Annotated in this window: 14 protein-coding genes, 1 tRNA gene and 1 pseudogene; 7 read left to right on the top strand and 9 right to left on the bottom strand. The window is 70.0% G+C overall.

The genetic code is table 11. The features are described from left to right. From BLR02_RS20000 to BLR02_RS19975, 6 genes are all read left to right on the top strand, one after another. The coding region (locus BLR02_RS20000; RefSeq protein WP_143018203.1) for a transposase at positions 1-244 on the top strand (244 nt) is incomplete at its 5' end. Positions 245-761: 517 nt separating this feature from the next. Further along, complete coding sequence (locus BLR02_RS19995; protein ID WP_090567387.1) at positions 762-986, top strand: hypothetical protein; 225 nt, start codon at positions 762-764, stop codon at positions 984-986. A 31-nt stretch (positions 987-1,017) separates the two neighbouring features. Next, on the top strand, positions 1,018-2,448 hold the full coding sequence (locus tag BLR02_RS19990; protein WP_090664383.1) for a carbohydrate porin: 1,431 nt from the start codon (positions 1,018-1,020) through the stop codon (positions 2,446-2,448). Positions 2,449-2,526: 78 nt separating this feature from the next. Continuing rightward, the gene (locus BLR02_RS19985; RefSeq protein ID WP_245704870.1) at positions 2,527-3,597 is read left to right on the top strand and encodes a methionine ABC transporter ATP-binding protein; all 1,071 of its coding nucleotides are present in this window, start codon (positions 2,527-2,529) and stop codon (positions 3,595-3,597) included. Next, positions 3,594-4,256: a methionine ABC transporter permease gene (locus BLR02_RS19980; RefSeq protein ID WP_218127503.1), complete on the top strand. Its 663-nt coding sequence runs from the start codon at positions 3,594-3,596 to the stop codon at positions 4,254-4,256. Before BLR02_RS19985 ends, BLR02_RS19980 begins: the two co-directional genes overlap by 4 nt. Positions 4,257-4,270: 14 nt before the next feature. Further along, positions 4,271-5,080 (top strand): MetQ/NlpA family ABC transporter substrate-binding protein, encoded by an 810-nt coding sequence (locus BLR02_RS19975; RefSeq protein WP_090567381.1) that lies wholly within the window; start codon positions 4,271-4,273, stop codon positions 5,078-5,080. A 12-nt stretch (positions 5,081-5,092) separates the two neighbouring features. Here BLR02_RS19975 and BLR02_RS19970 read toward each other — a convergent pair whose 3' ends face one another. The 9 genes and pseudogenes from BLR02_RS19970 to BLR02_RS19930 form a co-directional block, all read right to left on the bottom strand. Beyond that, complete coding sequence (locus tag BLR02_RS19970) at positions 5,093-6,994, bottom strand: sensor domain-containing diguanylate cyclase (protein ID WP_176849696.1); 1,902 nt, start codon at positions 6,992-6,994, stop codon at positions 5,093-5,095. 89 nt (positions 6,995-7,083) lie between these two features. Continuing rightward, a tRNA-Leu gene (locus BLR02_RS19965) sits at positions 7,084-7,169 on the bottom strand. Between the two features lie 38 nt (positions 7,170-7,207). Then, complete coding sequence (locus BLR02_RS19960) at positions 7,208-8,089, bottom strand: S1C family serine protease (protein ID WP_245704869.1); 882 nt, start codon at positions 8,087-8,089, stop codon at positions 7,208-7,210. Positions 8,090-8,147: 58 nt separating this feature from the next. After that, a complete protein-coding gene (gene radC / locus BLR02_RS19955; protein WP_090567375.1) occupies positions 8,148-8,912 on the bottom strand; it encodes a RadC family protein in 765 nt (254 codons plus the stop codon). Positions 8,913-8,976: 64 nt separating this feature from the next. Then, positions 8,977-9,804 carry a type I methionyl aminopeptidase gene (map, locus tag BLR02_RS19950; RefSeq protein WP_408735524.1) on the bottom strand — a complete coding sequence of 276 codons (828 nt, stop codon included), beginning with the start codon at positions 9,802-9,804 and terminating at the stop codon, positions 8,977-8,979. 82 nt (positions 9,805-9,886) lie between these two features. Next, positions 9,887-10,780, bottom strand: coding sequence for a methyltransferase domain-containing protein (locus BLR02_RS19945; protein ID WP_090567370.1), 894 nt, complete (start codon positions 10,778-10,780; stop codon positions 9,887-9,889). 31 nt (positions 10,781-10,811) lie between these two features. After that, on the bottom strand, positions 10,812-11,384 hold the full coding sequence (locus tag BLR02_RS19940) for a hypothetical protein (RefSeq protein ID WP_143018201.1): 573 nt from the start codon (positions 11,382-11,384) through the stop codon (positions 10,812-10,814). A 4-nt stretch (positions 11,385-11,388) separates the two neighbouring features. Then, positions 11,389-12,075, bottom strand: coding sequence for a TerC family protein (locus BLR02_RS19935; protein ID WP_090567363.1), 687 nt, complete (start codon positions 12,073-12,075; stop codon positions 11,389-11,391). Positions 12,076-12,375: 300 nt separating this feature from the next. Then, positions 12,376-12,981, bottom strand: a pseudogene (locus BLR02_RS19930) (TerC family protein); the annotation flags it as partial. Positions 12,982-13,134: 153 nt separating this feature from the next. Between BLR02_RS19930 and purB the strand changes: the two are divergent. After that, positions 13,135-14,472, top strand: a complete 1,338-nt coding sequence (gene purB / locus BLR02_RS19925; protein WP_090567360.1) for an adenylosuccinate lyase — start codon at positions 13,135-13,137, stop codon at positions 14,470-14,472. Positions 14,473-14,547: the final 75 nt, after the last annotated feature.

Below are 14,547 nucleotides of genomic sequence, written 5' to 3'. Positions count from 1 at the left end.
CGAGCCGCGCGCTCTGGCCGAGGAGTTCGGCTTCACCCTGCACCTGCGCACGCGTGGCGAGGAGGTCAGGGCCAAGCGGCACGCCCGAGCCAAGGCGCACCGTTGGGTCGTGGAGCGCACACACTCCTGGCTCCATCGGTTCCGCTCGATCCTGATCCGCTGGGCCAAGAAGTCCGCCAACTACCTCGCGCTGCTCCACCTCGCGCTCGCCATCATCACCTGGCGACATGCCCTGCCGGGATAGGTTCTTAGCCCCGCCGCCGTGTGCTGGAGCCGATCTCCAGGCGCCACAAAACGGGGCTGAAAAGGTGATCGTCGTCGAGTTCGGGCGCCGCATCCCGCCTCTAGATGACGGCGTCAGCTGCCCAGCAAGAACCACCCGTGACAGGACCGAACATGCGGACATCATCGGGTCTGGCCGCCATCGCCCGCGGCCGAAAGCCATGGATATCGCAGGCAGGAAACCGGCAACGAACTCGCTGCGCCGCCATTACCGTGGTTGATCTCCCGTTTACGGGGCTGTATGGGCCCAACGCCGCAGCGGGGTACCTCGCCGGCGATCCGACGATAGAGAGAACGATGGACTGCCACCCTAGGCGTGGCACCGTCCGGCTCGCCCCTCGGGCGATGACCGTGGTGCCACCCGAAACAGCGAAACCTGCTCCTGGCTCAGCGGCGCCAGGCGATGCGGGAGGCGCGGCCTAGGGCAGCGTCGCCCCCTCGCTTCCGCCCCTGCCCCCGGGACCAGACGGAGACGAGAAATGGCGAACGGCGCGATGTCCCACGACACGACCCACGGCACCACCTTGGCCGAGGCGCGTGATGTTTTCATGAAACGCCAGGCGGCGGCCGAACCGCAGGCTATGCCGGCGGCGGCCCTGGCCCTAGGCGGTGAGCAGGCCGCGCCGGCGCCCCGGGACCCGTGGACGGGGGTGGTGGCCACCCGCCTGTGCCGCGTCGCCCTCGCTTTGCCGAAGGCGGCGTAACGGCCCGAACCGCCTGCCAGGACTGCCCGCCATGCCGCTGCCGCCCAGCCGATCCCTGTTTCGCGCCATTCGCCGGAGGTTGGCTGGGGCAGCCCTGGCGCTTGCCGCCCCAGCCTTCGCATCCCTGGCCGGCCCGGCTGCGGCCCAGGGCTATGGCAGCGCTGCCGTCGCCAATATCGGCCCGCCCGAGGCGGCGCTCTTCCCCGACCTCGCCGCCCTGCAGGACCGGCTGGAGGATGAGGGCTGGCTGCTGCGTGGCCAGGCGACCTTCATCCTGCAGGGCAATACCCGCTTCAATTCGCCCTATCGCGGCGCGGGCAGCTTGAGCCCGGCTGCCAATGCGCGGAACACGCTCTCGACCGACCTCCTGCTCGGGCGGCGGCTCTGGCGCGGAGCGGAGGTGATCGTCGATGCCTCGGTCACCCGTGGCTTTGGCCTGTCCAATTCCACAGGCGCCGCCGCCTTCCCGAACAACGAGGCTTTCCGCCTCGGTTCCTCCGAGCCGACCTTCTTCGTTCCTCGTGCCTTCCTCCGCCAGACCATCGCCCTCTCCGGCGATACCGTGCCGGATGACGAGGACCCGCTGCGCTTCAACGGACCGATGCCGCGAGAGCGGCTGACGCTCACCATCGGCAAATTCTCGGTCTGGGACATCTTCGACGACAATCTCTACGCCCATGATGCGCGGACCCAGTTCATCAACTGGGCCCTGGTCGGGGCCGGTGCCTTCGATTTCTCGGCTGATGCGCGGGGCTGGACCTATGGCGCGGCGCTGGAATGGGAGAACGGCAACTGGGCCATCCGTGCCGGTGCCTTCCAGGTGGCCCGCCGGGTGAACGGGCTGTTCATGGACCCGGGCGTGACGCGTGCCTGGCAGGTGATCGGCCAGGTGGACCGCTTCTACGAGATCGGCGGGCGGGCCGGGGCGGTGCGGCTGCTCTATGGCGCCTCCCGCACCCGGCAGTCGAACTGGGGCGAGCTCTTCGAGAACGGCTTCGACACCTTCGACAAGAATCCCGCCGGCTACCGCCTGAAGCAGATGCTGGCGCTCAACATGGAGCAGGCGCTGACCGAGGATCTCGGCGCCTTCCTCCGCCTGTCCTGGAATGACGGCCGCACGCAGAACTGGATGTTCACCGAGATGGACCGCGCCGTCTCCGCCGGCCTCTCGCTGCGCGGCCTGCGCTGGGGGCGGGAGGCGGATACCGTCGGGCTCGGCACCAATATCGGCTGGATCTCGGCCGGGCGGCGCCAGTACCTGGCGGCGGGCGGCATTGGCTTCATCACCGGCGATGGCCGGCTGAACTACTCGCCGGAATGGAGCACCGAACTTTACTACGACGCGCGGATCGCCCCCGGGCTGAACCTGGCGCTGAACTACCAGTTGATCGCCAACCCCGCCTACAACGCCGATCGGGGGCCGGTGAACGTCTTCGCCCTACGCACCCGCATCGCCTTCTGAACCCGCCCATGGGCGATGGCTGATCTGCACATTACGCGGGTGGTAACGCCGCGTGATCCGGCCCATACCACGATGATCATGCGTGACATGCCCGAATTGCCAGTGGACGATCCAGCCATCCGCCTCGCCGGGCTCAGCAAGCGCTTCGCCGCGGGCGGGCCCGCGGGTGGCACGCTGGCGCTGGCCGATGTCTCGCTCGAGGTGCGAAGCGGCGAGATCTTCGGCATCGTCGGCCGGTCGGGGGCCGGCAAGTCGACGCTGGTCCGCACGGTGAACCTACTGGAACGGCCGGATGCGGGCGTGGTGACGGTGCTCGGCCAGGACCTGCTTGGCCTCGACGAGCCGGCGCTGCGGGCGGCCCGGCGCGGCATCGGCATGGTTTTCCAGCACTTCAACCTGCACCACCGCCGCACCGTCGCCGAGAACATTGCCTTCCCGCTCGAGATCGCCGGCCTCTCCCGCGCCGAGCGCGCCGCCCGCGTTGCCGAGTTGCTGCCGCTGGTCGGGCTGGAGGCGAAGCGGGATGCCTATCCGGCCCAGCTCTCGGGCGGGCAGAAGCAGCGGGTCGGCATCGCCCGGGCGCTCGCCAGCCGTCCGCGCCTGCTGCTCTGCGACGAGGCGACCAGCGCGCTCGACCCGGAGACCACGGCCGAGATCCTGGCGCTGATCCGCGACCTGCGCGACCGGCTGCAGCTCACCGTGCTGCTCATCACCCATGAGATGGCGGTGGTGAAATCCATCTGCGACCGCGTGGCGGTGATGGAGGCCGGGCGGGTCATCGAGCAGGGCCCTGTGCTCGAGGTCTTCACCCGGCCGCAGCAGCCGACGACGCGGCGCTTCGTTGCCGAGGTCATCGGCCACGGCGTCCCGGCCGGGACGCTGGCGCGGCTGCCCGCGCCGCGTCCGGGCGAGGAGCGGCGGCTGGTGCAGGTGCTTTTCCTCGGCCCGCACAGCACCCGCGCCGTCATCAGCGAGGCAAGCCGGGAATTCGGCATCGATCTCGACATCGCCTCCGGCCGCATCGACAGCATCGCCGGCGAGCCCTTCGGCGTGATGGCGCTCGCCGCCTATGGCCCGGCCGAGGCGCTGGAGGCGGCTTTCGCCTGGATGCGCGGGCTCGGCCTCGTCATCGAGGAGATCGCGGCATGAGCTGGCTCACCCCCATGATGCAGGATCTCCTCCTGGAGGCCTTCGGCCAAACGCTGGTCATGGTCGGCGTCAGCACGGTGCTGGCGGTGGCCTTCGGCCTGCCCCTCGCCCTGCTGCTGCATGTGACGGGACCGGACGGACTCACCCCGCGCCCCTGGCTGAACCGGCCGCTCGGCCTCGTGGTCAATGCGGCGCGCTCGACGCCCTTCATCATCCTGATGGTGGCGATCGTGCCCTTCACCCGGCTGGTGGCCGGCACCTCCATCGGCACCGGCGCGGCCATCGTGCCGCTCGCCCTCGCCGCGACCGCCTTCCTCGCCCGGCTCTTCGAGAATGCGCTGCGCGAGGTCGATCCGGGCGTGGTGGAGGCGGCGCAGGCCATGGGCGCCTCCCGCTCGCAGATCGTGCTGAAGGTGCTGGTGCCTGAGGCGCTGCCGGGGCTGATCGCCGCGGTGACGGTCGCGCTGGTCTCGCTGGTTGGCTTCTCGGCCATGGCCGGGGCGATCGGCGGCGGCGGGCTCGGCGATCTCGGCATCCGCTTCGGCTACCAGCGTTTCATGCCGGAGGTGATGGCGAGCGTCGTCCTCATCCTCATCCTGCTGGTGCAAGGTCTGCAGTCCCTCGGGGACTGGCTGGTCCGCCGGCTTTCCCATCGCTGACGGAGTAACCTGCCATGATCCGCCGCCGCCCGCTGCTGCTCGCCGCCCTGGCCGCCCCGGCCATCGGCCCATCGCTCGCTCATGCGCAGGAGATCGGCAGCACGGCCCGCCCCATGCGCATCGGCGCGACGGCGGGGCCGCATGCCCAGGTGCTGGAGAAGGTGAAGGAGATCGCGGCGCGCGACGGGCTTGTCCTGCGGATCACCGAATTCCAGGACTACATCCAGCCGAATGCGGCGCTGGCAGCCGGCGACCTCGACGCGAACAGCTATCAGCACCAGCCCTTCCTCGACCAGCAGGTGAAGGACCGCGGCCTGCCGCTTGTGGCCGTGGGCAAGACGCTGATCTTCCCGCTCGGCGTCTATTCCCGGAAGATCAAGTCGCTGGCGGAGCTGCCGCAGGGCGGGCGCATCGCCATCCCGAACGACCCGACCAATGGCGGCCGCGCCCTCGTGCTGCTGGCCTCGAAGGGCGCCTTCGGCCTGCGCCAGGGCAGCGACTTCCGCGCCACCATCGCCGACATCACCGAGAACCCGCGCCGGCTGCGCATCCTCGAGCTGGAAGCGGCGCAGCTGCCGCGTGTCCTGCAGGAAGTGGATGCGGCGGCGATCAACACCAATTTTGCCGTCCCGGCCGGCCTCAACCCGGTGAAGGACGCGATCGCGCTGGAGAGCGCCGACAGCCCCTATGCCAACCTCATCGCCGTCCGCCGGCAGGACCAGGCGGCGCCCTGGGTACGGCGGCTGGTCGCGGCCTACCAGACGCAGGAGGTGAAGGACTTCGTCGCCACCACCTTCCAGGGCTCGGTGGTGCCGGCCTTCTAGCCGGCTCGGCGCCTATAGCGCGGCAACAGGACCGAGCGGGTCGATCTGCGGGGCACGCATGACGCGGTTCCGTCCGGCCTGTTTCGCCTGGTAGAGCGCCTGGTCCGCCGCCTCGACCAGCGCCTCGGGCCCCCGGGCGCTGCGGCAGGAGGCGGGGCGCATCGTGGCCAGGCCGACGCTGACCGTGACCACGCCATCCTCACGACCGCAGGCGGCATGCGGCAGGGCCAGCGCCTCCACCTCCATCCGCAGCCGTTCGGCAACCGCGGCGGCGCCCTCGGCATCCGTCTCCGGCAGCAGCACGACAAATTCCTCGCCGCCATACCGGGCAACGAGGTCGCCAGCGCGGCGAATCGTCGCCCCGACCGTCGCCGCCACCACCCGCAGGCAGCCATCGCCGCCCTGGTGGCCGTAATGGTCGTTGAAGGCTTTGAAACGATCGACATCCACCAGGATGAGCGAGACCGGCAGCCCCGCCTGCATGCAATGCGCCCAGGCACGGCCCAGCGCCTCATCGAAGCTGCGGCGGTTGGCAACGCCGGTCAGCCCATCCAGCCGTGCCAGTGTGGCGAGCTGCCGTTCCAGCACCTTGCGCTCGGTGATGTCGCGGGTCACGGCGACGACCCCATCCAGCCGACCCGGCACCGTGCCGGGCACCGCCTTCAGGGTGGATTCGAGCCAGATCTCCGCCCCATCGGCGCGCCAGCTCCGATAGGTGACCGTCACCGCCTCCGCCGTGCGGCCCCGCAGCCGGGCGACCTCGGTTGCGAGTGCCGGCAGATCCTCCGGATGCACGCCCTCGAGCGCCGACGTCCCCAGCAGCTGGTCCGGGCCGCGGCCAAGGATGGCATATGCGGCCGGCGAGACGTAGCGGCGGATGCCGTCCGGGCCGATGCGGGAGACCATGTCGCCGGTATTCTCCGCCAGCAGCCGGAAATCCGCCTCCCGGCGCCGGGCCAGCAGCTCGGCCGTGCGGCGGCGCCGCAACTCCAGCCGCAGCCGCCAGAGCGCGGCCAGCAGCGCCCCGACCAGGACCAGCGTCGTCCCGCCGATGACCAAGGCCCGTGGCCGCCAGCCATCCTCGATGGCATCGATCGAGGTGCCGAGGTTGAGGATGAGCGGCAGGCCCTCGATGCGCTTGAACACATAGAAGCGCTCGACGCCATCCCGGCCGGAGATGCTGCGGTAATGCCCCTCGGCCGCGGTCGGGATGGCACGGAAGGCGGTGCCCTGGCTGAGGTCGAGGTCAATCATCGCCTCCCCCTGCGGCGAGCGCAGCAGGACGATGCCATCCTCGCGGAACAGAGTGATCCGGCCACCCGGCCCGAGATCGAGGCTGCCGAAGATCCCGCGGATATAGTCCAGCTTGAGCGAGGCCATGACCACGCCGCCGAAGCTGCCATCCTGCCGGTCCCAGCGGCGGCTAAGGGCAAGGCGCCATTCGCCCGTGGTCCGGCCACGGAAGGGGCGGCTGATATGCAGCCCCTCCACCGTGCCGGCGCGATGCACCTCGTAATACTCGCGGTTCGCCAGGTTGGTGCCGCGCATCTGGATCGGGCCGGTGTCGCTCACCACGACGCCTGCCGAATCGAGCACCATGACGGCGCCGAGATGCTGCGCCGTCGCCGACCGCTCAAAGACCGGGGTGTGCAGGATCTGTTCCCGATAGGCGCCCTGATCCGCATGGAGCCGCTCGGCGACGCCAAGCAGGGCGAGGTCGAGCGTGCTGAAGGTGCGGGCGATGTCCTGGCCGACGGCACGGTTGAGGTTCATCGCCGCATCGGTCGCCTGGGCCCAGCGATCCGCCCGAAGTTGCAGGATCACGGCGATGGAAAGGGCACAGAAGCCCAGGATGACCAGCACGCTCAGGGCAGCCGTCCACCCGTTCCGCATGGCCTTCCAGATCGACCGCATCGAGCCCCCGCTCATCGCACGCTGGAATTACACCAGGCTACGAAGGGCCGACAGTGAATTGCGTGGCCGGCGAAACGGTGGGGCAGCCTTGGTAGGGGCGGCGGGATTCGAACCCGCACGGGCTCGCGCCCGAGGGATTTTAAGTCCCTTCCGGCTACCGTTTCGGCACGCCCCCATGCCGGCCCACCCTATCACGGCCTGGCTGTGGCGGCATCACCGCATGCAGCGGAGGAAGACCGTCGAAGGGTGCGCCACCTCCCCAACCTCGGCCGCGCCGCGCAGGTCCGAGCCCGCGGTCGGGACGAGCCGGGGTTGGATGCCGTTGCGCTGCAGGAACTCCACCGCTTCCGCCCCCTTCACTGCGAAATTGACGTTCTGCGGAATGTCGCCGGTGCTCTGCGCGATGCGCTGGGCATTCAGCTTGGAGACGACGACGCCAACCACATGGCCGCCTAGATCGAGCAGTGGCCCGCCGGAATTGCCCGGCTGCACCGGGGCGCTGATCTGGAACTGGCCCTGGTTGTCGCGCAGGCCGGCCAGGGCCGAGACCTCCCCGGTGGTCAATGTCGGCCCGGAGGAGAGCAGCCCGGCCAGCGGGAAGCCATAGGTCACGACCCCCTCGCCGCGCCGGATCTCGGGGCCGCTGCGGAAGCTGAGCACCGGGCCGGGGTCGCCGCCTTGTACGGTCAGCAGGGCCAGGTCGCGCCTCTCGTCGGTCGCGGCGACACGGGCGGTGAGCTCGGCACCGGTCGCGGTGCGGACGCGCATCTCGTTGCACTCGCGCGCCACATGGTGGTTGGTCAACAGGCGGGAGGGGGCGACGACGAAGCCGGTGCCGGAGGAGACGGCGCGGCTGCCGCCCGGCGGAGCGCCGAAGGGTCCGCTGCCTGGCGGCAGGGGCGGCGGCTTGCTGCCGGGCGCCGTGGACACCCCGGGCGCCGGGCGCGCGGGGGCCGAAGGCGCGCCGAGCGGCGGAGGCTTGCCGACGGAGGGTGCCGGGTCGGCGCCGAGCGGCGGCGGCTTTCCCTGCGACCAGGCAGGTCCCTGGCCCCAGGCCAACAGGCAGATGGCGATCGGCAGCACCGGATTGCGCATGGCGCGAGCCTGCCGGTGCCGGACGGTTCGGGTCAACATCACAACAGCTTCGCCCCGCTTACGCCCCGAGCAAACCTTCCCGCCGGAAGGAGAGATGCCGGCCGTTCCCGATGACAAGGTGGTCATGCACCACGATGCCAAGGACCGCGGCGGCCGTCCTGATCTCGGCCGTCATCTCGATATCGGCGCGGGACGGCGTAGGATCGCCGGAGGGGTGGTTGTGCACCAGGATCAGCGCGGTCGCCTGCAGCTCCAGCGCCCGCTTCACCACCTCCCGCGGATAGACCGGCGTATGGTTCACCGTGCCACGGCCCTGGACCTCATCGGCCAGCAGGCGGTTGCGGGCATCGAGGAAGAGCACATGCACCTCCTCCACCCGCGCCCGGCCGAGGCTGGCCTGCAGATAGGCCAGCAGCCGGTCCCAGGAATCGAGCAGCGGCCGGTCTAGCAGCTCCGCCCGGGCGAGACGGAGCGCGGCGGCCTGTACGGTCTTCAGCGCCGCGGCGCCGGCATCCTTCACCCCTTCGACTTGGCGCAGCTCGGCCAGCGGGGCGGCGATGGCATTGGCGAAGCTGCCGAAACGGGCGATCAGCGCGCGGGCGACCGGCTTGGTGTCCTGCCGTGGAAGGGCGAGGAACAGCACCATCTCCAGCAGCTCGTAGTCAGCCAGCGCCTCCGGCCCGGCGGTCAGCAGGCGGTCCCGCATCCGGGCGCGATGGCCGAGATGGCCGGGCGGCTCTGCCTCGCCTGTCTGCGGCAGACCAAGCGGCAGGGACGCGAGGCCCATCTCAGCGAAGCCCTGTCCCTTGCCGGCCTTGCGCATCCCTCGCCCCATCGAACAGGGCGAGATTAAACGATATCGTTACGAAACCAAGGCCCGAAAACGGTCAGAGCTGATACGGTGGCTTGTGCAGCCCGGCGGGGGAAAGGGTGAAGATCTCCACCCCCGTCTCGGTCACGCCGACCATATGCTCGAACTGGGCGGAGAGGCTGCGGTCCCGCGTCACGGCGGTCCAGCCATCGTCGAGGATCTTCACCTCGGGGCGACCGGCATTCACCATCGGCTCGATGGTGAAGAACATGCCGGGCTTCAGCCTGGGCCCCTCGCCCGGACGGCCAAAATGCAGCACGTTCGGCGGCTCATGGAAACGGCGGCCGATGCCATGGCCGCAGAAATCCCGCACCACCGCAAAGCGGTTGCGCTCGACGAAGCTCTGGATGGCATGGCCGATGTCGCCGAGGGTCGCGCCCGGCTTCACCGCGGCGATGCCCCGCATCATCGATTCATAGGTGACGTCGAGCAGCAGCCGCGCCTTGGTCGAGGCGGTGCCGGCCACGTACATCCGGCTGCTGTCGCCATGCCAGCCATCGAGGATGACCGTGACGTCGATGTTCACCACGTCCCCATCCATCAGCGCCCGCTCGCCGGGGATGCCATGGCAGACAACATGGTTGATAGAGGTGCAGATCGATTTCGGGTAGCCGCGATAGCCGAGCGGCGCCGGGACCGCGCCCTGGGCGATGATGTGCTCGTGGCAGATCCGGTCCAGCTCGGATGTGGTCACGCCGGGGCGAACATGCGGCGTGATGAGGTCGAGCGTCTCCGCGGCCAATTGGCCGGCGCGCCGCATGCCCGTGAAATCCCCGGCGGCGTGAAGGGTGATGCGGCGCGCGTCGCCGGCCTGCTGGTCCATGGTGTTCGATTGTCTCTGCATTCGGCGGTCTCGCCCAAGATGCTCGCGGGGGGCGCCCGGTGCAATACTTGTGGCAGCTTGATATGGTCCCGGACGCGCGAGCTCAATGCCCGGCCCGCTCACCCGCGCTACGCTCCTCGACGCCCAGCACCTCGGCCAGCCGGGCATTGGCGCTGCCGGGGCGGGCAGCCTTGCTCTGGCTCTCATGGGGCGCCCAGCCGGTCATCATCAGCAGGCGGAAGCTGGCGGGCACACCCGTCTCATCCTGCGGGAGGGCGGCGAGCGCCATGGGCAGCAGCGCCCGTGGCGGGGTGCGGCTGTCCCGCGCCAGCGCCGCATTGGCCTCGCCGGCCGCCCGCAGATCCTGCAACAGGCCAAGCGGCGTGCGGTAGCGGAGCGGCAGCGCCTCGCCATCCGCCACGGGCAGGGCGAAGCCGGTCCGCTGCAGCAGCCCGGCCAGGTCGCGCAACTCGGGGAAGGGCGACACCCGGGGCGAGAGGCCACCCCGCAACGCGCTCTCGGCCCCGGCCAGCGCCTCGCGCAGCTCCTGCAGGGTACCCAGGCCGGGCAGCGAGGCCAGGAAGAGCCCGTCCGGCCGGAGCGCCCGGCGGATCTGCACCAGCGCGCCCGGCAGGTCGTTCACCCAATGGAGGGAAAGATTGGCGACGATGAGGTCGAAGCTTTCCGGCGCGAAGGGCAGCGCCTCCTCATCTCCCGCCACTGCGAGCCCCCCTGCCCCGGCCGCCATGCGGGCGGAGAGGTCCATCGACACCACGAAAGGGATGCCCCGCGCCCGGAGCCGGGGCGCGACCACGCCGCGCCCGCCCAGATCGAGCGCCCGGGAGAAGCGGCGGGTGATGTCGTCCAGCCGGTCGAGCAGGCGCTCCGCCGCCTCCTCCAGCACCGGCGCCACCTGGCCCACGGTGGCAGCGGCCCGGTCACGGCGCAGGCGCACCAGGCGGCGATCGAAGACACGCATCGGATCGGGATTGGTCATGCCCCGCAGGTAGGGCGCCGAGGGCTCGGTGTCAGGGGGTGCGCAGCGCCGCAAGGATGCCGGTGGCGAAGGCGCGGGAATCGGCCGGTAGCGGCTCCTGCCGCGGCATGGTGACCCGCAGCCGCAGCAGCCCGCCACCGAGGCTGCCGGCGCAGAGCAGCCCCTGCACCCGTTCCCGCCCATAGGAGCCGGCCGTCTCGGCGCAGCGCAGCAGGGCGGGGCCTTCGGCGGGCAGCGTGAAGCGGGCCTCCTCGCGCAGCCGGCGCTGCGGGGCGGGGCGCATGGCATCCTGGAGCAGGTCGTTGAAGGCATCGGCCGCGTCAGGGCTGCTGAGCCCCTCCGGTAGGACGACGCCGGGCAGGCGGTAAAGCTGGACCGTGGCACCGGCAGCAATGCGTCCGGGGGTTCGGTAGCCAATCTCCCGCCCATCCTCGCCGCGCGGCAGCGGGGTGGTGGCGCCGCGCTGGAAGCCGGCGGCCTCCGCGGGCAGGCGGGCGGCGAGGTCGGCGACCGTCGCGGGCCGCCTGAGAGGCGTCGCCTCCGGTGGCGGCTGGCAACCAGCCAGCAACATGGCCAGGACCGACGCTGCCCAGGCGCGACTCATGCGGTCAGCCCTCGATTCCCGGCGCGGCCAGCGCCTTGGTGACCAGCGCCGGGCTGCGCTCAAGCGCCGCATGGTCGCCACCATACATCTCGAGGAGGCGGTGGCCGTCCTCGAAGACCATCTTGAGGCCGATCCAGACGATCAGCGCCACGCCAAGATAGGCGATCCAGCGGAAGCGTTCGAGCAGCTTCGAGATCAGCGTGGCGGCGACGCCCATCAGCAGGATCGAGATGACGAGGCCAACGATCAGCATCGGCATGTTGCCGACCGCCGCACCGGCAACGGCAAGCACGTTGTCGAGGCTCATCGAGACGTCGGCGATGACGATCTGGCGCAGCGCCGTGCCCATGGTCTTGATCTCGTGCGGCGCATGGTCGCCCGCGGCATCGGCCTTGTCCTCGCTGCGCAGCTCCTTGAAGAAGCCATAGGCGATCCACAGCAGCACCAAGCCGCCGACCAGGAGCAGACCAGGAACGGCCAGAAGCTGCACCGCGGCGAGGCTGAGGAAGATGCGAAGCACCACCGCCAGCACCATGCCGAACATGATGGCCTTGCCGCGCTGCTCGGCCGGCAGGCCCGCGGCGGCAAGGGCGATCAGAACTGCGTTGTCACCCGAGAGGATGATGTTGACCCCGAGAATTTGCCCGAGGAGAAGCCAGTTCCAGCTCTCGGCGAACGACGACACATCCATGCGGCAGGCTCCGGCCGGTTAGTAGCGGGGAACGACCGGACATCCGGCGCGCCGCACCCTAGGGGAGCGGTTTCGGCCTGTGAAGCGGGAGCAAGGTGCTGCAGTCAGCGCCAAGTAGCTGACTGCATTACTAATTTTTCAGGTATCGCGACCCCCTGCCTTGCGCAGCAGGGTAACCGTTCCTGTAGCCAGCGCCGCCACTACCACCACCTGCAGGAGGGTCGCGGCCGCCCAAATCCAGGCGGGGAAGACATGCGGCAGCGCCAGGTAGCCGAGCGGCAGCATCAGATAGGCATAGGCCCCCGGCACCTGGCCGGCGACCTGATGCGTGCCCTCCCAGATCATGTCGACCGCGACGTAGAGGATGACGGCGAGGCCGACCCAGGCGATCCAGCGGTGCCGGTTCAGGAGGTTGGCGATCAGGGTCGCCGCGACGCCCATCAGCACCACGGAGATGCCGAGGCCGCCGACCAGTACCCAGGTATGCTCCTTGGCCGCGCCGGCGACGGCAAGCACGTTGTCGAGGCTCATCGAGACATCGGCGACCAGGATCTGGGTGATGGCCTGGGGCAGGGTCTTGCGCGGCGCCGTGGCCTCAGCCTCGGCCAGTGCCGCCGTGGGCTCGGCCTCGTGATGGGCACGGAGCTCGCGGAACATTTTCCAGCAGACCCAGAGCAGCAGCACGCCGCCGGCCAGGGTGATGCCGACCACGGCCAGGAGCTGGGCGGTGATGGCGGCGAAGCCGATGCGCATCACCGTTGCCGCGATGATGCCCCAAAAGATGGCCTTGCGGCGCTGTTCCACCGGGAGACCGGCGGCCGCCATGCCGACAACGATGGCATTGTCCCCGGCCAGGACGAGATCGATAAACAGGACCTGGGCAAGCGGCACAAGCCATTCGGGCATGGTATTCGGCTCCTCGGCGGGGTCGGCGGCCGGCCGCACTTAAATATGCAGCAATCTTTATGCAACCCCAATCAGCGACAGTCGCCTGGCCTTGCCATTCGCGTCCATGGGGTTCAAACCGCCCGGACCCCGCCCCTGACGCCCGAGGCCCGGATGGTCCCCCGCTACACCCGCCCGCAGATGGCCGCGATCTGGTCCCCTGAGGAGCGCTTCCGTATCTGGTTCGAGATCGAGGCCCTGGCCGCCGAGGCCATGGCGCAGCTCGGCACCATCCCGGCCGATGCGGCCCGGGTCATCCGCGAGAAGGGTGGCCCCCGCGCCGCCGCCATCGGTCCCGCCGAGGTGGAGGCGATCGACGCTATCGAGCGCGTCACCCGGCATGACGTCATCGCCTTCCTCACCTTCATGGCGGAGGGGATCGGGCCCGAGGCGCGCTTCATGCACCAGGGCATGACCAGTTCCGACGTGCTCGACACCTGCCTCGCCGTGCAGATGACCCGGGCGGCGGACCTGTTGCTCGCCGATCTCGATGCGCTGCTGATGGCGCTCAAAACTCGCGCCTACGAGCACCAGTTCACCCCGACCATCGGGCGCAGCCACGGCATCCATGCCGAGCCCACGACCTTCGGACTGAAACTGGCGGGCTATTACGCCGAATTCAGTCGCAACCGCACCCGTCTGGCCGCTGCCCGAGCGGAGATTGCCACCTGCGCCATCAGCGGCCCGGTCGGCACCTTCGCCAGCGTCGACCCGCGCGTGGAAGCCCATGTCGCGGCGAAGCTCGGCCTCGCGGTCGAGCCGGTCTCGACCCAGGTGATCCCGCGCGACCGGCATGCCGCCTTCTTCGCCGCCCTCGCCGTGGTCGCCTCCTCCATCGAGCGACTGGCGACCGAGGTGCGCCATCTCCAGCGCAGTGAGGTGCGCGAGGCCGAGGAGTTTTTCCATGCCGGGCAGAAGGGCTCCTCGTCCATGCCGCACAAGCGGAACCCGGTGCTCTCCGAGAACCTGACCGGCCTTGCTCGTCTGGTGCGCAGCCATGTGGTGCCGGCGCTCGAGAATGTGGCCCTCTGGCATGAGCGGGACATCAGCCATTCCAGCGTCGAGCGGGTGATCGCCCCGGATGCGACCATCGGTCTCGACTTCGCCCTTTCGCGCCTGACGGGCATGATGGAGAAGCTGACGGTCTATCCCGAGCGGATGGCGGAGAACCTCGAGAGCCTCGGCGGCGTCGTCCATTCGCAGAAGGTGCTGCTGGCGCTGACCCAGGCCGGGATGAGCCGCGAGGCCGCCTATGCCGCCGTGCAGGCTGCCGCCATGGCCACCTGGCAGGCTCTCGGCCGGCCCGGCGCCCGCAGCTTCCGCGACAACCTTCTGGCCGAGCCTGGCGTCTCGACGGTGATGGATGGCGCGGCTCTCGATGCGGCGATGGACCCGACACGCGACTTCGCCCATGTCCGCACCATCTTCGACCGGGTGTTCGCGGCGGAGTGATTCGCCTGTCCCGTCCGGGCCACCGGATTGCCGCGTTTCCGCCGCAAGCGGGGCGCTACTCTCCGCGTATGCAAG

Origin of the sequence: Belnapia rosea (assembly GCF_900101615.1) — a bacterium.
In the GTDB taxonomy this organism is placed as follows: Bacteria; Pseudomonadota; Alphaproteobacteria; order Acetobacterales; family Acetobacteraceae; genus Belnapia; species Belnapia rosea.
This window is presented reverse-complemented; position numbering and strand designations above follow the sequence as displayed.